The organism is Thalassobacillus cyri, from assembly GCF_900107755.1.
In the GTDB taxonomy this organism is placed as follows: Bacteria; Bacillota; Bacilli; order Bacillales; family Halobacillaceae; genus Thalassobacillus; species Thalassobacillus cyri.
Genome location: NZ_FNQR01000001.1, coordinates 140,849 through 161,536, shown reverse-complemented (window position 1 = coordinate 161,536; position 20,688 = coordinate 140,849). Strand labels below are relative to the sequence as shown.

Below are 20,688 nucleotides of genomic sequence, written 5' to 3'. Positions count from 1 at the left end.
TTTCCTTTATTTTGTACTACCAAAAGGACCAGCCAGAATCCTCGCGCTGATTATTTTTCTTCACACCACCGCAAAATGAAATCAGCAATTACATTCGTCACCGTCTTCAAACTGTCCAGGTCAATATATTCGTTAGGAGCATGCATTTTGCCGCCAACCGGCCCATATCTACTCCATTAATAGTTTTAATCCTCTATCTACCATAATAGCCCTGGAAGCTATCAAGGTAAATGGTTTACTTTGAGGGTGATTTTTTGAGTAATAGAAAAATCCACAGTTCCTCATTTACCGACAAACTGTGGTTTCGTTTTTAATAGCAGGCGGGGTAATATTTCTTGAACGGAAATACCTCCAGTAATTATTTGTCAAACATACGTTTAAATTCCTCAAAAGTTTTAGTCTGTTTCTCCAAGGTACTCTGTGGTGCAGTATCCTTCAGAAGTTTATCTTTTAAAGCAAGATAACGATTTAAAATCATCATTTGCTGCAAGGCCATGTGAACATGGATATTCCGTACATTTTCCGCTTTCATCCTAAGCCCTGAGTTAAAGTTTTTATTAGCCATTGTTTCAGCAGATGCTATTAATTCAATCAAAATATTCTCTTGAGTCATTCCAGGTGAAACGTTCTGACAGTCGAGTTGAACCGGCTCCCATTGGTGTAAAGCATTCACATCAATGGTTTCATTTTCGTTTGGATTCATTAGTCCTATCATTACTTTTACATGATTTTGCATGATCATATACTGTTCTTCTGCCACTTGCTTTACCTCTTGATTTTGTAGAACACAGATATAAGACGCTAATTTATCCAGTTCTGCTTTATGAACAGGCAAGTGTTCTGCCATTAGACTCAAGTCTATCATTTTTAAAATCAATCTCATCTCCCCCTTCCTTAAATGTTTATTAACTGGGATTTAAAACATGCTTAGATGATTTTGCCAATGCAGTTCCTTGCAAGTGCCTGATCCCACTGGAGGAAAGCGTTAACTCATCAGGGGAGAGGCACTATTTTTTCAGTCAAACTCGTAAATCAAAAAGGACAGCTTGGGATTTCAAGCTGTCCTTTCTGTCCTTTTCCTAAAACGTACACATCGATGCATACATTGGTTTTTCGTCAAAATCATACATTCCCTACTCTTGATATATTTTCCCCTTTACTTGCTTCAACGTCGCCACGATCAAAAAGCTGACGATCACCAATAAGAGCCAGGAACTTACCTTGCCTACATGTACGAGACTCCACGCCTCCGTTTGATTCGGGTATTCCCATGCTCCGAAGAATGTGGCAATATTTTCAGCGATCCAGATAAAAAACCCGATAAGTACATAAGAAAGGACGAGCGGCATGCGATAACGGCTTCCATTCACCGAATAGATGACCCACGATCGCCAAAATACGATGATTACAAGTACCAATAAGCCCGAGCGTACATCGATCCAGTAATGGTGTGTGAAAAAGTTCAAATAAATCGCAGCTGCAAGAGGCACAACGATCCAAAATGACGGCCACTGAACCAGTTCAACCTTCAGCCTTCGCCACGCCTGGCAAAGATAACTCGCCACACTTGCATACATGAATCCACTATACAAAGGCACGCCATAAATTTTGGAATACGCATCTTCCGGATAAGACCAGGAACCCATATGCACTTTAAAAATTTCAAGCGCAAGTCCAATCAGGTGAAAGAGGGTAATCACCTTCAGTTCATCCCGCGTTTCCAGTCCATAATGCATCATCCAGCCCTGCATCAAGAGAAAGATGATGAGGAGCCAATCATAACGTGGGAGAAATGGAAGAGGGATAAATTGTGTAATCGCCAAAGAAGCAAAAATGACGACCGAGAACAGGCAGGATAAGGCTTGTTCCCAGCCAAAATGAAAAAGTTGTTTGATCGCTCTCCTGATTCTGCCGCCAACGGATTTTTCCATATAGAAATCCTGAAGGGAATTATTCATCCGTTTCCTCATCCGGCTGGTATTCCAGAATATCCCCCGGCTGGCAATCCAAAGCCTTACAAATCGCATCCAGTGTGGAGACTCGAATCGCCTTGGCCTTACCATTTTTCAATATCGAAAGATTAGCCATCGTAATGCCAACCCTATCCGACAGTTCTGTCACGCTCATTTTCCTTTTTGCCAGCATCACATCAATATTGATTATAATCGCCATGTTCTTCACCTCAGACCGTTAAATCATTTTCTGATTTTATATCAATGGCAGTTCGAAGCAGCTTCTGAAGGACAGCAGCAAACACGGCAATCACCATGGAGCCGAAAATTATCACTAATCCTATGACAATCACACCTGGAGCATCATCGTACTCTGCGACGAGATAAAAGAGCGGCATGGCCAGCACATAAAAGCCGCTGATTGTGATCGCACAGTATTTGATATTTTTTAAAGCAGTTACCGATAAATCCGAGAAAGCTTTATTTTTATCAATATAACTCAGCAGTCTATAAGCCTGATATAACGCCAGGAAAAACGCTGCCGCCGTCGCGTACAAAACTATCAAAACAGGATAATGCACATAAGACATACCAAGAAATTCCGAAACTCCCTTAGCTATGGAAGGCACCCCAAATATACACAAAGCAAGTATGGGAAGCCCCATAAGAAACACAGCGATCTTCAAGAAGAGTGTTTCCCGTTTCATAAACAGCACCTCACTTATTTGTTGTCAGTTAAAATCTATCACACCATTTATCGTTTTACAATAAATTATTATTCATTTATGATATGTTTTTATTGTTTGAATAATGATAAAGAGGTTGCTAAATAAGAATAATTTTTTCGATTTCAGCCATTTTTTTAGTTTTTAATGTTGCTATATGCTTACGGTTCTTATCCCGTTTATAAAGACCGTCCGCTGGGAGTTTCTTCACTATAATAAACTTTATACTATCTAATGATAGTCATTAGACAGGCTTACTCTACAAAAAAGACTCCCCTTGTAGGAAGTCACCTAACTTGCTATTATGCTCGGCCTTTTTCAGATAAAAATTAAGATATCAGTCAAGAAGAAACACTAGTGTAATTTAAAAGCCGCATTGCGTATAGTGAATAAGCGCAATGCGGCTTCAACTTAATTTCCAGCACGTTTAGTTACCGTTGTTTTTCATAATAGTAATTCAACCATTTTTCCATTTTCTCTATCTTTTCTGACAACCGATCTTTCACTACGTCATCCAAACTGTTCATAGCATCAATATTATCCATGGTCTTTACTAATTCTTTATTAACTTTTTCCTGTGTTAACGATTTAGACGGGCGCTCCATCATCACTTTCCACTTAAGAAGATTGTTTACTAGAGCTTGTCCCTCATTCTTGTTAATTGCTCCTTTTGGAATGTAGATGTTTTCGGTCTGCTTCTGCAATTGTTGGACCGTTGCCAGTACTGCTTCTCTAGGTGATTCTCCAGGATTGACCGCCGCTTCTCTCCACGGACCTTTTCCTAAGGCATCCACAGAAGGTGCACTTGCCTGACCAAACGCAAACATATTCCCCCCTGACGTCCCATGGGCTGCAGCTAATACATCAGCTACGGCTGCTTTTTCATCGACATGATGGTAGAAGGAATAGATACCTGTGTAATACATCATGGATGAAGGTGTCAATTCTTTACTTGCTTTTACCGTCGATTGAATGCTGTTGAAATCATGGCCGTATGCTTGTGGAATGACTCCATCGATATGATCTACCCAGTCACTGATCAGTACAGCTTCGGGCCCTGGTTCTGGGGTGGCAGTCAGCATAAAGGCAGCGTCGATACTTTTGCTTTGTTCATGAAGCTTTTCAACAAAAGTATTTTCCTGTTCTCGCAGCCACTGCTCCCACTCTTCCCACAATTGATCGGAAGGACTCAATTCTATCGGGTAAGTACCAAATTCAGCTTCAAATTGTTCTCTATTAGCTGTGCTGAAACTATAACTCCGTTCAAAATCATGGTGAGGGTATCGCATATAGTCGATGTTCAAGCCAGTAATGTCATAGTTTTTTTGCTGTTCTTCATAGATTTCCAGCATAAATTGTTGTACTTCCGTGTTGGCAATATCAAGCCAATAATAATTACTGCTGGAATCATATCCTGGTGTTCCTGGTTCATCATTTCTTTGAACAGCACTCCATTCCGGATATTTTTTAAATTGAGATGGCAACCCAAGGCTGCTATGTCCAATCATAAACCCGTCTGTCCATGACTGAACAGTAATACCCCGTTTCTCACCTTCTTCAATGAAAGCCTGAAGGACATCGGACCCATACTTTCCATAATCCTGGTCAGCAAAAATCGGATGCTGCTCAGGCAATCCATAGGACTTCATCGTTTCACTTGGAAAAATGGTGTAGCCCCAAAATGTAGTTTCCAGATAAAGAGAATTAAATCCAGCCTGCTCCATCCTATTCAGAGTAGTAGTGACATCTTCCAAATCCTTTTCCTCAGGACGGTACCAGATAGCACGCTGCTCCCCTACCTCTGATGGCAAGGAATAATAATAACCATCATATGCGGCCTGCGTAGCCTGTTTTGTATAATTTAATGCTCGCTGTGGATCATTATCCTTCCACTCATCAGCCTTTACTAACAAATCTTCCGCTTCTTCAATCGATCGATAAGCCTTATCAAAATCAGCATCTATATAGTTTTCTTCAGCCAAAGCGATACTCTGCTTCGCTTCATTCAATGCTTGCTCGCTTTTAAAAATGAAAATAGATGCATCTCTGATTAATTTAATGTATCCATTATTTTCATAAACTACCTTCATTCCTATTTCTGCTTTCTTTAAAAATTCTGCACCTACTCCATGGCCACTGACAACAAACCCATTGGCAGGAATAGCACTATCTCCGCCCCCTACCTTTGTCACAACGCCATCGGTCACCGTAATTTCATAACCATAAGGGTTGGTACCCGTACTTGAACCAAATTCTGTTGTATACAGCAATAATTGATCAGCACCGCGATTACCTGGAAAAGGAGCCCCATCTGGGTTTGATTCATCTGTTGGATTAATGTCATCTAGTAAATTTTCATAAACTTTTTCAACAGGTTCACCTATTTTTACAGTTTCTCCCTCGCTAAGACTATTAAGGAAACTCATAATCGTATCTGTCGATTGAGATCCTGTCGATAACACTAACCCGTTCTCAGGAATCGCCTGATCACCACTCCCTTTGCGAAGCACTTGATAATTTGTTCCTTCTACCCTCTCTAGAACCACCTCTAAAGAATCATCATTGGTTTCGGTAAAATAACTGAAAGTCGGATCAAATAATACTAGTTTATTAGAGTTATTACGATCATTCTCGGTATCTACATTAATACTCTCGCCATTTTCATTCGTTACTGTAGTGGCATCCGCTTCTTCAGCCATAATGAATGAAGTAGAAAGAACACCAATAGTAATAGATAAAACTAAGACAGACAGGATATATAATAATTTTTTACTCAACTGGCCTTCCTCCTTTTAATTAGCCAGACAAGAGACATATTTCCCTTGCCTGGCTATCTGACTAGCTTTCTCCCCGAACCAAATTCATTATTCCAGGGTTCTGATGTGGAGACTTTTTCTTCTCAGAAAACTCTTCTTCTAAAATATCCCACCATTCATATTGTTCCAGATAAACCAGGTCAAAGAGCATAATGCCGTGTGTCCGTTCTAGCACCGAACGCAAAGCTTTTCGGAATTGTTCCGGATCACCTTCATATTGTTGCAGGTACAGGCTGCCATATAATAGAGTCGCTTCATTCACTACATCCATCGCTATATCTGCTGAACCTTCCACACTATACCAATCCGGATTGCCTGCTTCTACTGCCTCATCTCTCGTTACTTGAGTAAAATAGTTTCCTGTCATTAAGAAATCAAGATACTCGGCGTATCCTGTTTCATGATAATCATCACTAGCCCAATCATAATCCGGTTGGTAAGTTTGGCTCGCCCAGTTTACGCCTTCACTATAATAAAGGGGATACCATGCTCCTACGTAAGTAGAGAAAAACAGATCTTCATCATAGTCATGCACAAATTCTTCAGCCTGCTTGAAGAAAGACTGAATATTGTGTGCTCTGAATTCAATCCATTCTTTATACCATTTTCCTTTATTTATTTCCTCGCCTGTTTCGGTCAATTCAATTTCAAAAATGTCCTCGGGCCAGTTCTGTACTTCTTCACCGATATACTCTTCAAAAGCATTTTTGCTTAAGTCACTGAAATCTGCATATTGATTTGAATAACGAGCTCGATCCAAAACAATTCCATCTACGTCATAATTAGTTATGATTTCTTCAATGATGCTTATCTCATAACTCTTTACATCTTCTCGAATCGGGTTCACAAACGTAGAGAACGTAGGATATTCTGACGCTGGTACAATTTTTGACTCACTTTCGTTATAATCGACGGTTTCCCCTTCTTCCAAGGAATTCAGCACCCATGTTCTTGCGTCTCCGTGTGCAGAAAGGACTACCCCATTATCAGGCACCTCCAAAGGTTCTGCACCAGAGATGCGATCTCTTATCTCAGTAATCACTCCGTCAACGACTTGTACTTCTACCCCCCATTGATTGGAAGGGGAAACTTCATATTGATCAGGAGTAAAAACTACAAGCTGGTTGGTACCCCTTTCCTTGTTTATACCAGTAATATCGTATGTCTCACCTTCAGAGGTTTTAAGAATTCGGTTTGCCATATAAAATTGGGTTTGCCATTCTGGATTGTCAAAGGCAGGGCCATCTTTATAGTTATTATTTCCTTCGGAGAACACGTTTACGTTTGCATGCACTTCTATTCCTTGGTCATGGGCTTCCTCAATAACTGTCTGGAGCAGGTCATATCCTTCAGGGAACTCGTGGTAGTTTTTAATCGTAGAGGTACTCATATGTGGGGCAATCTCACTGTTGTAACCAACAAATCCTGTATAGTTCTTCACATCCAGGATGATTGTATCAATGTTGGCATCGGCTGTTTTCGTTACGATATCTTTCACCTTTTCTGGTGAACTTAAGTTGTTGATATTGGCTGAAAGATCGTACCATAATACTCTTCCTTCAAACTCTTCATGGTCTACTAAACTCTTCAAAACTTCCGTACGAGATTTGTCGGAAGCTGCAAAAGTCGGAAGTGAACTAACCAATACCAAAAACGTGGTCAACAAAAGAACAAACCATTTCTTCATGTAATCCCTCCATTTAATTTTTTGCAAGCGCTGTCATGTGAAGTTATAAAGATACTATCATATCTCACCCCCTAAAAGTGAATTAATTCTTCAAAACAATAGATAAGTTGGATATTTTCTTCATTGCTAGTAAAAAAGACTCCAGGTATAATAGACAAAAACTCCTATTACTAACCCAACACTAAATAACTCCTACTTCTTCAGGCCAATGTAGCTGGATGCCCAATTTCTTTAATTCCTGTTGAAACGCAGAAGTATAGTCCTCATTTTGATAGATTTCCTTAAGATTCAGACCCCTTTCTAGTGCAAAGGATGCAAGTGCACCTGCTGATTCTCCAATATTCCATTCTACAGGATGCACGCGCATGCAACCATTCGTCAAATGGGTACATCCGATATTTTTGCATGCAGGGATCAAATTCTTCACTCGTTTCGGTATTAGAGCTCCCAAGGGAATTTCAAACGGGTAGCTTCGGGCATAAAATAAACGGTGGCTTTTGGTGGTCGGGTGCAGATCCATTCGATAGGCACCGATGCCAACCGAATTTTTACGACTACGGACTCCTTCATAAGGAGAAACATCTGCGTTAATATCTTGTTCAACCACAGTTTCTAAAGCTTTAATACGCCGGGATTCGCGGATATACGGATGTTTAGCGAACCCATCTTTTGTTCCGACTATATGAGGTCGAAGCTTTAAACCAGGATAGCCTGAATCACCGTCTTCACGCGGTGCTTCTGTTTGCAGCCAATATAAAAGGGACAGGCTCAACTGTTTGGACGCATAAAGATGCTTGTCTTTTTCTCTCTCATTCACATCGATGATCGCACCCTTCCAGTAATCATTTTGTGGCCAATTAATTAATGAAATTTCTCCTGGAAAGAAGCCTTCCTGAAATAATTCGGGGTCAATGATCCGGCGATACTCCCATAACCCTAATTTCTCTCCTTGAGTGAACATTCGGAACTTCTTTGATTTGCCTGTATCAGCGTCTGGTATATTCCAACTTAACTGAAGATGATCGAGAAAATCCGCCTGATAGGATTTCCACACCTCATACATTTCAGGCTTTTCAATAACATGGTTTTCTTCAGGACGATACTCCAGGGCAAACACTTGGGTGAATGATTGCATATCATCCGGTTGATAAACCTCCAGGGCATGAGGCTCTCCTGTCATTTCTTTCGATTCTGCTCCAATACGGTATTCAACGCCTGCAAGTGGAAGTAGGTCTCCACATTCTGTTGCATCCAGGATAAATTCTCCTTCAAGCTTAAGCGTTTCTTTCTCTTCCTTTCTTACATAAACAGACTTAATACGATCCTTGTCCATATCCACTGAGCACGTACGAGTATCGAAAAGTATTGTTATTTGTCCATTGCTTCTGTAAGGCTGCAACATATCCTCAAGAATATGTTTAGCGACCAGTGGCTCGTGGGCAATACGACTGACCCAGGCCGAACCAGGATTCAAATGACCGACTGCTTTTGCATCCTCTTTCATTGGGTAATGTTCCCGATAATAATCACGTACACTGTTACGGAATTTGCGATAGGTTTCTGTACATCCAAACGATTCTATCCAAGGGTGTTCATCAGGGGGCACTGCCTGGGCGGTAAGCTGCCCGCCTATCCAATCTGTTTCCTCTGTCAAAATTACAGTATTCCCCTGCCGTGCTGCTGATAAAGCAGCAAGTGTTCCGCCTATCCCACCTCCGATAACAAGGATATCAGCCTTCATTCAACCCCTCCTTTCTTATGTTCACCCCAACTTCAAACGTACGCTCCCATGGGTAATAAATACTTTCCACCATCCATTCCGATGCATATTTCGTCAGGAACCGGGAAACTTCTTTTTGATATAGCGGAGTTGCTACCTGATTTAACTGAACAGCATTCTCCTTGTAAAGCTCTGCTCGCACTTTCTGACGAGTAATAGATTGATAGACATAATCATCAAGCATACGTAACACAAGCTGTTTGATACGATCTTCATCTGAAGACTTTCCCTTTTTATCGGCTAACCAGATCAAAGCGGCCTGGGAAACAGTAGTGCCAATAGCATTACCTGCCGTATTCCAAGCTGCAAAGCCGAAGAGTTCCTTCCATTCCAATTGATCGAGCAGAAGTGGAACCATTGCAGGATCAGCACCATTTGCATAGGCTACATCCACGACTGCTACAGGTTTTCTTTTCCTATACGCATGCAGCCGCCCTATCCATTCTTTAACATTTCGATCATTTGTATCCACCTGATGCAAATTTAGCCCAAGCGCTAAGTCCCCTTGTTTTTGGCCTGGCACATTCACTCCAATGATAATGTCTGCTGCCTGGAAGTCATCTTCCGTACGAGATCCAATTGCCACAAGCTGCCCTTTCACGGACTCAGCTATTGGTCGGTCTTCATACATGGCGGGAACAAGCGCACCTTTTTCCCCGCTATATACTGGATAAAAGCTTGGTAATGGTTCTTGCTCCAATTGAAAAACCATTCGTGTTAGTAAGGTGCTTGCAACTTCATCCGCACCCGGATATAAATAAACAAATCTGTCGAGAGAACGATTGCGAATTATATACTGCAATTCCTCCTGTTCCTTGACATTCCAGCCGAATTCACTCGTATCATCTTGTGGGAACACCAGATGGTCCAACACACCCTCCTGAACCAGATCCAATAATGACTTGTTCACTGTAAAATTAATCTGTCTTGTGTTCCGGTAATCGCGGAGTATATCTTCTGGTATTTCCTTCTTCAGCTTCTCAACCAGTAATCCATCCTGTTCTTCTCCCAGCTTCTCGTATCGATGGGAATGGTAGGATAGTGCCCACAATTTCATCCCATAATCTTCCCAATATGATTTCTCTTCTTCATTGATGTTGTTATTGGAAATTCGCATTGTGGAGCTAAAGGCCATTAAAGTTATATCGGGATACGTTTCCTTTAGTTCTTTTAACAATCCCATACGTTGGATCAGCTCATCCACTTGATACACATGGATACGGGAAGGTACTAAGCCCCCATACAACAACATATCTATAGATAGTACGAGACCATCTACATAGGAGGCTATTTCCATCAGCCATGCGCGAATTTCCTTCACACATGCAGGTTGCTTCAGAAACCCCAAGTCATTTACTTCCGGGGCCACCACCTGCCACCCGGCCAGGTGTGCAAGCTCCATCGGCAGATTTCTTGTCACGGGGCGCCCATCCACGGGTAATAATGCAATCCTGTTTTTCATGGTTACACTCACCTTCGTTCTAGATTCAATGTGACGATTGTTTTTGCAGGAATTGTTATTGAATGGTTGCATTTCTCTAATCCTTTATATACAGAACAGTCAGAATAGAAATCTGTTTTTAAGTCACTATCCTTTGGGTTCCAGACACGAACTTCCATTCCTTCGTCTTTTTGCCGGAAAGCACTGAGCTGCAACACTGATTCTGAAAAATTGATCAGCGGATCGGTTGACACCTCTCCTGGCAAAAAAACTGGCGGTAAACGGAATTCTTTTGCTTTTGTTAAAGCTATCTCTTTTGACTCCTGAAACCCAAATCCATAACTGAAAGAGTAACTTCCCAGACATTGAGCATCTGGAGTTTCAAAACCAGGCCCAGCACCACCCCCGCGCGTCCGGAGATCTTCTCTTGAAAGCCATCCGACACTTCGTAGTAACGTAATTTCTAATTCGTTATTTGAATTAATCTGATATTCTTGTAATCCACGATGCATAAAAACAAGCCTGTTTACAGAGATTAGCGAATAGCTCGGTTCTACTACTACAGGAACCTCTGTTCCTTTTTCAGCATCAAAAGCCTCTTCCTTGGCTGCATAGCGAGTCACTAGATCAAAAGCTGTATCACTAGATGTTTCGTTCACTTCGCCTATTTGAGGAAAGACAATGCGCAACCGCTGGTCTTTACACTCGTTATGAAGCTGAATATCAACTTTAGCTATCGGATCGTCCGAATAAAGACGTATAGTAAAAACAGCATGGATAGCTGACGTTCTATCACCTGGCCCTTTCCTCTCAGAATCAAGTGAGGCAGGTGGTTCTAATAGCAATTGATAGCTCAGTTCCTGGAAGCTATCTGTTACGTTCACTTCAGGCTCTCCCTCTAGTTTTCCTTCGGTAATAAGATCATTAAGAGGAGGTGAATAATTGTATTCATCTCCGGCATCCAGCGAGCTGTACAATCGGTTTGATTCGTTGTACTCTTCGCCTGTCATTAAGTCTTTGACTGAAAGTGAAGCTTTTTCTAAATTAATTTCCATATACTTGTTACTGATCGTTGCAGTAGATGATAAGCCAGGTATTTGTGCCTTTCCTTGTTCGACAGAAAATGGTTGTAGTGATAATGCAGGAAGTGATTGTACATATATAGCAATTTCATAGTTCCACATACTTTTGAATTCCGGGAAACCATCCGTAGGTGAGGCAAAATGTCGGCTTTGTACTTTATCTAAAACAATTGTGTTAAGTGTCTTATCCTGATTGTCTTTAATAACAAATGATTCATCTTCATAAAGCCAAATCACGCCTTCAACCCAACCTGTATATTCATAGGCATGAGGGTTAAATATAGTGAACTTACTCATGTCAGTAAAAGGTTTTCGTCCACTATCGCCTGAGAGAGATAACTCTTGAGCTCCTAATCGATATAAAGCCTCTTGTTTAAGGGCATCCATTCGCTGCTTCAATTTCATTGTTCTGGTTTGCATTTCTTTATGTACTTCATCAATACTGCACCCACAAATGCTGTCATGAGGATGGTTTAGGAGGAGAAGCTTCCACGTGTCATTAAGATAACGTTCCATATGGGAAACACCTGCAATCGCAAGCAGCGGCTCTACATAACCAGTAATTTCATCCTCGATTTCCTGGTTCTGTTTTTTTAAATATGTTCTTGTGGAAAGCACATTTGGTAACACATAAAAGTGGTCGTTTGACCGCAATTCACCTTTATAAGTTTTAAGGTTACCAGTCTCCTCCCGGATGTCTTTCAGGAATTGTTCATATGATGAGGTCACTAGTTCTACTTCTTCATTACTGACTTTATTCATCTGCTCTTTCATCGAATTCCAAGCAGGCATCAAATGATCGCCACCATTGGTAAGCAACAATTGCGAGGTTGTAGCATACGGTTTCACTTTATCAATGTATTCGTTCACCATTTTACTGGGGTCTTCTTCATTAAGGAGCGGCTGGTAATAACCTTCAGGCAAAAAGGCAGTAAATACACGACTTCCATCCGGGCTTTGCCACCAAAACTCAGATGCTTCCGGACTAATACCTCGCCAAAGAACAGCATTCTCAATTTGAAATGCATTCAACAATTGCGGCATCTGACTGTTATGGCCAAATGTGTCAGGCAAGTAGCCTACCATTTGCGGTTGTCCATATTCTTTTGCCATTTCAAGCCCGATCTCTAAATTTCTCCATAGAGATTCCCCGGATACGAGGAATTCATCAGCCAGCACATACCATGGACCAATAATGATCTTCCCATTTTTAATAAGCCGAACAACTTTTTTCCGCTGCTGGTCACTACATACTTCAAAGTAATCGTCGAGGGCCGCCATCTGGCCATCGAGGACAAACTTTTCAATATCATCGGAGTCTATTCCTTTAATGATTCGTTCCATCACATGGATAAACCGGTAACGGAACAATTCAAAAGGCAAGTACCATTCCCTGTCCCAATGGGTATGGAACACTACATGACAGGTGCTAGATTCTTTTCTCATCCTTTTACCGCTCCTTTCATTGCGCCTGCAATAAAGTACCGTTGCAAAATGGCGAAAACAATGATGATCGGTAACACGGAAATAATCGACCCAGCAGCAATATAACGCCAGTTAGACGAGAAATTTCCTTGTAAGGATTGGACACCAAGCGGCAATGTGTACATACTCTGGTCATTCAAAATGATCAATGGCCATAAGAAATCTCCCCAGGCCATCATAAATGTAAAAATCGCTAAAGTGACTAAGGAAGGGCGAACAAGTGGCATTAAGATTTTCCACCATACCTGGAATGCATTTGCTCCATCCATTCGTGCCGACTCATCCAATTCATAAGGAATGGTCAAAAACGCCTGTCGCATGAGAAATATTCCAAAAGCAGTCGTAGCATGCGGGAGAACCAATCCCAAGTAAGTGTTCTGCAACCCTAAATTCAGAGCCAGAATGTAGATAGGAATCATAAGAAGTTGGAAAGGGATCATCATCGTACTAATGATTAAAATGAATACAATATTCTTACCTCGAAAGTTCATACGTGCAAGCGGATAGGCTGCTAATGAACAGAAAAGTAAATTTGCTCCCACTGTCAACACAGCTACAATCGTACTATTCATTAAATAAGTGAAAAAAGGAAAATATTCTAGAACAGCAGTGAAGTTAGATAATGTTGGGCTTTCCGGAATAAACTTTGGCGGATAAGCAAAGATATTTTCCGAGCCAGACTTTAAAGCAGTGGCGAGCAGCCAAAGAAACGGGCCTACCATAATTAATGAAACAAATATCAAAGTAATATATGCAGCTGCCTTCTGTATAACTTTTCTTTGTGTTGGTTTCGTTTTCTTCCTCGGTCCTTTGATTACAGTTGGATCAGACTTTGGATTTTGACGATCTTCTATCGGGACATTCGGCTTTGGGTTCTGTTTTAGTGCACCGGAGTTTTGTTCCATTCCTCTCACCCTTTCATCGCTTGCTCGCGTTTATTCATAAAAGCAATATTTACAATGGAGAACATCAACGTGACTATGAAAAGAATGACCCCTGCCGCACTGGCAAACCCCATTTCGAGACTTTCAAATGCTTCATTATAAATGTAATAGACCAGGGTCATGGAACTGTTCAACGGACCCCCTTGGGTCATAACGTAGATCTCTTCAAAAACTTTCATTGCTGATATAGAGGACATGATCGTAACAATCATTATGGAAGGCATTAATAGTGGAATCGTGATGTGAATGATTTGACGCCATTTACTTGCACCATCAATTTCAGCTGCTTCATACAAATTCGATGGAATGGCTTGAAGACCAGCAAGATAGATGACCATATAATAACCAAGACCTTTCCATACCGTTACAGCCATAACTGCGAATAAAGACGTTGAAGTAGAGGTCAACCAATGTATTGGCTCATTAATAAGGCCCACTGTTTCTAGCAAATAATTTAACACACCTTGGTCTGCATACATCCATTTCCATGCTATACCTACGACCACCATGGAAGTAACAACAGGAAGATAATAGATAGAACGAAAGAAAGTAATCCCTTTCAGCTGCTGGTTGACAAGAATAGCTAAAAAAATTGGTAAAAACACTAATGCAGGAACGGCTATGATTAAATACAGCAACGTTTGCCCGAGTACTTTCCAAAACAACGCATCAGCAAACAGTTCCTTGTAATTTGCAACTCCAACAAAATCAGGGTTTTGCTGCACCATGTTATAGTTCGTGAAACTTAACCAGATCGCCTGGATCATTGGATAAAAGATAAACGCTCCAAGTATGATGCACCCTGGAAGCAAGAACATAATCGGTGTTATCCTACGATGTTTCATCGTCCTCCCTCACTTTCTTCTCTTTGCTTTAATGCCAGGTAAGCAGCTCCGTACATTCCTGAAACATTCATATGTGAAGCAGCTTTCACTTTGGTTTTTATCTCTCGTTCTCTTAAGATTCTCAGCAGGTCCGGCCACCAATAATCACAGGAATCCACCACACCTCCGCCAAGTATCACCTGATCTGGATCAATACTGGTAGAAATGTTCTCCACCACTAATGCAAGATCATTAATAAATTTCTGCACTACTTCTTTTATCTCCATGTCACTTTTCCATTGCTGAAATATTTCATCACCTTTTGAAAACATACGGCCGGTTCTTCTTTCTGCTTCTTTTTTTAAAGCACTTCCTGATAGATATTGCTCGATACATCCCTGCTTTCCACAATTACAAGAGCGTCCGTGAGGATATAAAATGGTATGTCCCCACTCACCGGACTGGTGATGAGCGCCACGTACCATCCGGCCAAAAAAGTAGTTCGCGCCGCCCACCCCCGTACCAAGCGTCAACATAATAGTATGTTCCTCATCAGGCAGTCTTCCTCCCAAAATTAATTCTCCTAACAACGCTGTATTAGCGTCATTATCCACGATAGCAGGAAGGTGATAACTGTTTTCCAACCAGGATTTTAACGGGAAACCATGCCAGCCAGGTAAATTTTCTGTTGCATAAACAACCTCCCCGGTCTGGAAGTTAATTCTTCCGGCACTGCCAATACCAATGACGCCTGGAAGTTCTGGGCTGTGATGTAAAAGTTCATCAATAACTTCTTTTAAACTACTTAAAATAATTTCCTTCCCCAGGATGGCTCGGGTTGGAACGATTTTTTTATGAATGGTTTCCAGTTCTTCGTTAACTAATAAACCTTTTATAGTTGTGCCGCCAATATCCACACCAATTACGTACATACTTTCACCTCATACTGCACTTAATAGATTTTGTTAATAACAGATCTCGCAGTCTTTTCTTTCATTTGTAATGCTTTTTCTTTATCATGCAGTGCAAGCCCCGTACACAGTAGATCTATAATAAATAATTGAGAGATTTTAGCTGCTAATGAACCTCCTTCAAGAGGGGATTCTTTACCTCCACTCAATAGTACGTAATCTGCTACTTGTGTAATTGGGGAGCGGGCATAAAACGTAATTGCAATGACAGTTGCTCCATTTTTCTTAGCTATTTCTAAAGAGTCAAGTGTATCTTTGGTACTGCCTGAAACACTGATGCCGACAACGACATCACCTGAACCAAGGGTTGAAGCATCCATAGACTGAATATGAGGATCAATGATTGCATCACTGGCCTTGCCTATACGTAACAGACGATTTTTGGCATCCAGGGCTGTTAATCCGGAAGTTGCAACCCCATAAAATCGAAGCTGTTTCGCCTGGTGGATTACACTGATACATGAATTTAATAAATCCTCATCTACCATTTCCAGGGTCTCATCTATGACAGCTTTTGTATTCTTAGCTATCTGATGGTGCACTCCCTCTTCCACTACTTCCTCTTTGTTGTCATTTGACAATGTCTTAGCAAGAGTAAGTTTAAACTCCTGATAACCTTTGAATCCCAGCTTTCTGCAGAACCTCAGTGCAGTAGTTTCACCAACACCTGATTTATCTGCCAAGTCTGTAACAGAACAATACAGAACACTATTGATATCATCCAATACAGTATCTGCTACTTTTTGTTCCGACTTTGTCAAAGAAGGGTAATAACTACGAATTACGTTTAATAAATTCCCCTCCAACAACTTCTGTGTCATGTTGAGCACCTGCTTTCGTATTTAAATAGTCTGTAAATCGCTTTGTAATTAATTGTGGTCTTGTTATTGCGGAACCTACTACAACGGCATGAGCACCGAGATCCAGTGCATGCCACGCTTCCTCCGGAATCCAATACTTACCTTCTGCTATTACTGGAACGTTTACACTTTCTACTAAACGTTCCACCAGCTTATAATCAGGTCCAGCTTGCTGAGGAGAGTAGTGTGTGTAACCAGACAGAGTCGTACCAATGCAGTCAACTCCAAGGTTTTCAGCCTTAAGAGCTTCTGCGGCTGTTGATACATCACCCATAACACCTATTTGTTTCTTCTTTATATAGGTTATTAAATCTTTCAATCTCTCTCCATTTGGACGCTTACGACTTGTAGCATCTAATGCAATTATTGATACTCCAGCTTGAATCAGTTCATCTACTTCCTTTTTAGTAGGGGTAATATAAATTTCAGAATCAATATAATTTTGTTTGACAAGTCCGATGATTGGTAAATTAGTGACCGTTCGAATTGCTTTAATATCCTGGTAACCATTTGCACGGATAGCAGATGCTCCACCCATTTCAGCAGCCAGCGCCATTTTCGCCATAATAGATGACCCATGTAAGGGTTCATCTTCCAGGGCTTGGCACGAAACAATAAGATTGCCTTTTACTTGTTTAAAAAATTCGTCCTTTATCATCTCTTCACCACCATGCCTTAGCTTCTCTCTTGCAAATGATACATTTCCATGAAAGAAGGAAGAGACAGCCGCTCTTCCTTCTTCTGGAACAACTTTATTGCAAAGCAGCATTCCATTTTTGTTCAGCGTCTGCCAGTGCATCATCAATAGATTTTTCACCAAGCATAGCAGCTTGCAGTGCATCTGTCATAGCCTTTTGCAGGTCTGTATAGTTCTTCATTGGAGGCACAAGCACTTCAGAGTCTTTCAGTTGCTCTGCAGAAATAATACGTGCTTCGTCTTCAGGAGATGGATCTTCCGGGAGGTCATTGAAGTAAGGATCATCTAGCGCTGTTTCAATAGAAGGAAGAATCGGTACAATCTTATCAAATTCCACTTGATTTTCTGCGTTAGTCATGAACAGAGAGAATTGGACCGCTGCATCTTTATGTTCCGTCTTTTTAGGTACAACAAGGTTCATAGCAGCTACGTTCATCAGACCGGTTTCTCCCGTAATGATTGGTGCTACACCAGTAGCATCATAAATATCCGGAGCGTTTTCCTGTACCGTATTCAAAAATTGCGGACCGGTTGCAAGAACAGCTAATTGACCAGCTTGGTACATATCTACCGCCTTACCATGTCCTTCAGTCAATACTTCACGTGGGATCAACTCATTCTCATACATATCAACAAAAAATTGGAACGCTTCTTTACCTTCAGCTGTATTGAAGGCAGCTTTTGTCATATCTTCGTTGGTCAGCTCCACACCCATGGTTACCATTGTTTCTAACAAATGACTTCCATCAATCGGAGGGAAGAAAGCATACTGTCCAGTCTCTTCTTTAATAGTTTTAGAGAATTCAACTACATCCGCATATTTAGTTGGCACATCTTCTCCAGTTAGGCCAGCTTCTTCTAGAATATCGCTGTTATACATACTCACTTGGGAAGACAGATACCAAGGGATTCCAAAAGTCTCCCCTCCGAAGGAATTTGATTTCCAGATTCCTTCAAAATACTCACCCTTCTTATCTTCTGGTACAGCTTCGTCCATATTTATCAGTGCATCCAGCTCTGCAAGTTTAGAAGCAAATTGCGGGTTTAGGTTTGCTACATCAGGTGCTGTTTCTGAAGCTACCGCTGAAAGTATCTTCTTCTCCATGTCGCCCCAAGGGACATCTACCCATTTTACAGTAATGTTAGTATTCTCTTCCTCAAAGTCTGCTATAACCCCTTCAATATAATCTGTAAATGTCGGTTTCAACTGCATAGTCCAAAACTCAATTTCAACTGACTCCTCTTTCTCTGTTTCATTAGCTGAATCGTCATTGCTGTCCCCTTCTGCTGAAGTATCTTCACTTGAACCGGAGCAGGCTGCAAGTACAAGAATCAAAGCAAAAGCCATCGCAAACAATAAAGGAAACTTTTTCAAACTCCTCAACCCCTTTTTTAATATTGATAAAATATTTCAACGGCGGAAGAAAGATCTTCACGCCAGCACTCCCACAAGTGTCCGTGGTCCTTTTCCACATACACATAATTCTCAGGCCGTATAGTATGAGGCATTTGACGATTTCTAGTTAGTATGTAAAGACATTTTTGTGTGATTGGTGAGATAAATTCATCTTCCAGTGTTCCTACCGATTGATAAACCGTCCAAGGCAGCTTTCTTACCAGACTTTCGCTTAGCTTCATATCTTCTTCTGAAAAAGCAGCTGACTGCAGAAGCAAATGCGACCATATTCCGGGATTTTCTATAGCTATTCTAAGACTGACCGCTCCAGCAAGCGAATCACCAAGCATACCCAGCTTTGCAGTTTTCATACTCGTTTGAAGTTCCGGTAACAATTCCTCGTAGATAAACCGCTGATAAGCTTTGTGTAAATTCCCATCTGAATGGTAATAATGCCAACGATCCTCTGAAGAACCTGGTGGTAAAAGTACAAAGCATGTATTTTTACCAAGGCCTTTTTCCAAGTGGTGATTGTACGTTTCTTGTAGCTTCCCGATTTCCAAGTAATCATCGCCATCATGTACTAGAAGAAGATCAACTTCATCGGATAGCATCTTTTTGGGTTTCAATATACGATAAGTGAAGCTCTTGTTCAGGTGCGTACTTGCTATATCATAGCTCTGTAAAACACTCCGCATGATCACCACCTCTTTTTTGTAAGCCTTTTCATAATTTAAGAATAGCACATATTTGTCTGTATGTGAATATTTTCTCCAATATAATAAAATAAAAAGAAGTTATCCTTCTATATTTAGAAAATTAGTTCATTTTTGACTTAATTGCTTTACCAGTTAATTGTAAGATAAAAAAAGAAAGCCGAGGCATGTGTTTAGTTCAACACCCCTCGGCTTTTCCTTCCATCGAAAAGTAGAATTTTAAAAAAGCGGTCTATGTGGAATGTAATTTCTATACAGACCGCTTTTCGTCTAATTTATAGTTGTTTGTACCCTCTATTCCTTCATTAGTTTAACGATTCGTTTCGAATCAGCTGTGAAAATCGCCATCACGCCTTATGATACGTTCCTGAGACATGCGGAGGTGTATCTTATTATCCAAAGGAAAGCAGAGTCAGCTGATTTATGCCCCAAACGGGCATCAGGATCTTGGGATTCCTGTTATTCCAGTTGGTCATCTGTAATCGTCTCTTTAAGTAAATTCAATGGTTCTTTGATTTTAGGGATAAAGACAACTTCGGCTGCTTTTCTATGACTTCAACAAGACGATCCGAATAGTCCAGCTCAGCTTTAAGCGTATCTTCGGTTGGTTTCTCAGGAAATTTTTTCTTCATCGATTCATCGACAGAATAAATCATTTTACAGACGTTCTTAGAACGGGTACGCAATACTTCTTGACGAGAGGTTTGATTGTATCGAGCCCTGGTGTGCGTTGCATCGAGGATGAGAAACTTCGATTGAATTAATCACACCTTTCTCAAGAGCAACCTCCACGGTTTTTCCAATCAGAAGATCTAAAAGATTTTTGTCTTTTAGACGTTTGCAACGGAAGTAAGCTAATAAGCTGAAGCCATTTCGAGGAAATGTTTGAAGGACATGTCGACCTGAGCTCGTTCCACGAGATCCACGTCAGACAACGTATAGATGTTTTAAGGAGAGGGTATTTGAATATACGAATGGGATCAACAGCGTTCCGTCCATTGTCATGACAGTATTTTTTCTTCAGTTCGTCATAAACGAAGGAAAAGTCTATAAGCTCATTAATTTCCCGAAGAAGATGGTCCTTTATCGGATAGTCCTTCGTACTGGCTTAAACTCATAGATAATTGACGGTCTAACATCGAATCCCTCACTTTTATGTATTACTTTCATTGTACAAGAAACAAGAGTGACTTTCTTTTATAAATCAAAGAAAATCACTCTTTTTCGTTTTACCTCTGTTGATTCCACGGTGAGCGTTCGGTGGTGACGCCTGCGGGAATAGCGCGAGCCGAAAATCCACTTGGTCAAGTGA

18 protein-coding genes are annotated in these 20,688 nt (G+C 40.9%); all 18 read right to left on the bottom strand.

Annotated elements, in window-relative coordinates; genetic code table 11:
- Positions 1–358: 358 nt before the first annotated feature.
- Positions 359–877 carry a hypothetical protein gene (locus tag BLV00_RS00790; protein WP_093041197.1) on the bottom strand — a complete coding sequence of 173 codons (519 nt, stop codon included), beginning with the start codon at positions 875–877 and terminating at the stop codon, positions 359–361.
- 256 nt (positions 878–1,133) lie between these two features.
- Entirely contained in the window at positions 1,134–1,958 is an 825-nt protein-coding gene (locus BLV00_RS00785; protein ID WP_425441621.1) for a DUF817 domain-containing protein, read from the bottom strand.
- A complete protein-coding gene (locus tag BLV00_RS00780; RefSeq protein ID WP_093041196.1) occupies positions 1,951–2,172 on the bottom strand; it encodes a helix-turn-helix domain-containing protein in 222 nt (73 codons plus the stop codon). The genes BLV00_RS00785 and BLV00_RS00780 overlap by 8 nt, the downstream gene beginning before the upstream one ends.
- Positions 2,173–2,182: 10 nt before the next feature.
- Complete coding sequence (locus tag BLV00_RS00775; protein ID WP_093041194.1) at positions 2,183–2,659, bottom strand: DUF2975 domain-containing protein; 477 nt, start codon at positions 2,657–2,659, stop codon at positions 2,183–2,185.
- 449 nt (positions 2,660–3,108) lie between these two features.
- Positions 3,109–5,454 carry a glycoside hydrolase family 10-like protein gene (locus BLV00_RS00770; RefSeq protein WP_093041193.1) on the bottom strand — a complete coding sequence of 782 codons (2,346 nt, stop codon included), beginning with the start codon at positions 5,452–5,454 and terminating at the stop codon, positions 3,109–3,111.
- Positions 5,455–5,515: 61 nt separating this feature from the next.
- Complete coding sequence (locus BLV00_RS00765; RefSeq protein WP_093041191.1) at positions 5,516–7,180, bottom strand: alpha amylase family protein; 1,665 nt, start codon at positions 7,178–7,180, stop codon at positions 5,516–5,518.
- 181 nt (positions 7,181–7,361) lie between these two features.
- Positions 7,362–8,921 carry an FAD-dependent oxidoreductase gene (locus BLV00_RS00760; RefSeq protein ID WP_093041188.1) on the bottom strand — a complete coding sequence of 520 codons (1,560 nt, stop codon included), beginning with the start codon at positions 8,919–8,921 and terminating at the stop codon, positions 7,362–7,364.
- On the bottom strand, positions 8,911–10,422 hold the full coding sequence (locus BLV00_RS00755; RefSeq protein WP_176791272.1) for a DUF4127 family protein: 1,512 nt from the start codon (positions 10,420–10,422) through the stop codon (positions 8,911–8,913). Before BLV00_RS00755 ends, BLV00_RS00760 begins: the two co-directional genes overlap by 11 nt.
- 8 nt (positions 10,423–10,430) lie before the next feature.
- Complete coding sequence (locus BLV00_RS00750) at positions 10,431–12,929, bottom strand: glycoside hydrolase family 38 N-terminal domain-containing protein (protein ID WP_093041184.1); 2,499 nt, start codon at positions 12,927–12,929, stop codon at positions 10,431–10,433.
- Entirely contained in the window at positions 12,926–13,873 is a 948-nt protein-coding gene (locus tag BLV00_RS00745) for a carbohydrate ABC transporter permease (protein WP_093041180.1), read from the bottom strand. The genes BLV00_RS00750 and BLV00_RS00745 overlap by 4 nt, the downstream gene beginning before the upstream one ends.
- A gap of 5 nt (positions 13,874–13,878) precedes the next feature.
- Positions 13,879–14,757, bottom strand: a complete 879-nt coding sequence (locus BLV00_RS00740) for a carbohydrate ABC transporter permease (RefSeq protein WP_093041177.1) — start codon at positions 14,755–14,757, stop codon at positions 13,879–13,881.
- Positions 14,754–15,668, bottom strand: a complete 915-nt coding sequence (locus tag BLV00_RS00735) for an ROK family protein (RefSeq protein WP_093041175.1) — start codon at positions 15,666–15,668, stop codon at positions 14,754–14,756. The genes BLV00_RS00740 and BLV00_RS00735 overlap by 4 nt, the downstream gene beginning before the upstream one ends.
- A 20-nt stretch (positions 15,669–15,688) precedes the next feature.
- On the bottom strand, positions 15,689–16,528 hold the full coding sequence (locus BLV00_RS00730; RefSeq protein ID WP_245728688.1) for a MurR/RpiR family transcriptional regulator: 840 nt from the start codon (positions 16,526–16,528) through the stop codon (positions 15,689–15,691).
- Positions 16,482–17,225 (bottom strand): N-acetylmannosamine-6-phosphate 2-epimerase, encoded by a 744-nt coding sequence (locus BLV00_RS00725; RefSeq protein ID WP_093041928.1) that lies wholly within the window; start codon positions 17,223–17,225, stop codon positions 16,482–16,484. The genes BLV00_RS00730 and BLV00_RS00725 overlap by 47 nt, the downstream gene beginning before the upstream one ends.
- Before the next feature lie 94 nt (positions 17,226–17,319).
- Complete coding sequence (locus BLV00_RS00720; RefSeq protein WP_245728686.1) at positions 17,320–18,639, bottom strand: ABC transporter substrate-binding protein; 1,320 nt, start codon at positions 18,637–18,639, stop codon at positions 17,320–17,322.
- Positions 18,640–18,656: 17 nt separating this feature from the next.
- Positions 18,657–19,358 (bottom strand): alpha/beta hydrolase, encoded by a 702-nt coding sequence (locus BLV00_RS00715; RefSeq protein WP_093041173.1) that lies wholly within the window; start codon positions 19,356–19,358, stop codon positions 18,657–18,659.
- A gap of 518 nt (positions 19,359–19,876) precedes the next feature.
- The gene (locus BLV00_RS22450; RefSeq protein WP_281242959.1) at positions 19,877–20,008 is read right to left on the bottom strand and encodes a hypothetical protein; all 132 of its coding nucleotides are present in this window, start codon (positions 20,006–20,008) and stop codon (positions 19,877–19,879) included.
- Between the two features lie 143 nt (positions 20,009–20,151).
- Positions 20,152–20,463, bottom strand: a complete 312-nt coding sequence (locus tag BLV00_RS22790) for a transposase (RefSeq protein WP_483887627.1) — start codon at positions 20,461–20,463, stop codon at positions 20,152–20,154.
- Positions 20,464–20,688: the final 225 nt, after the last annotated feature.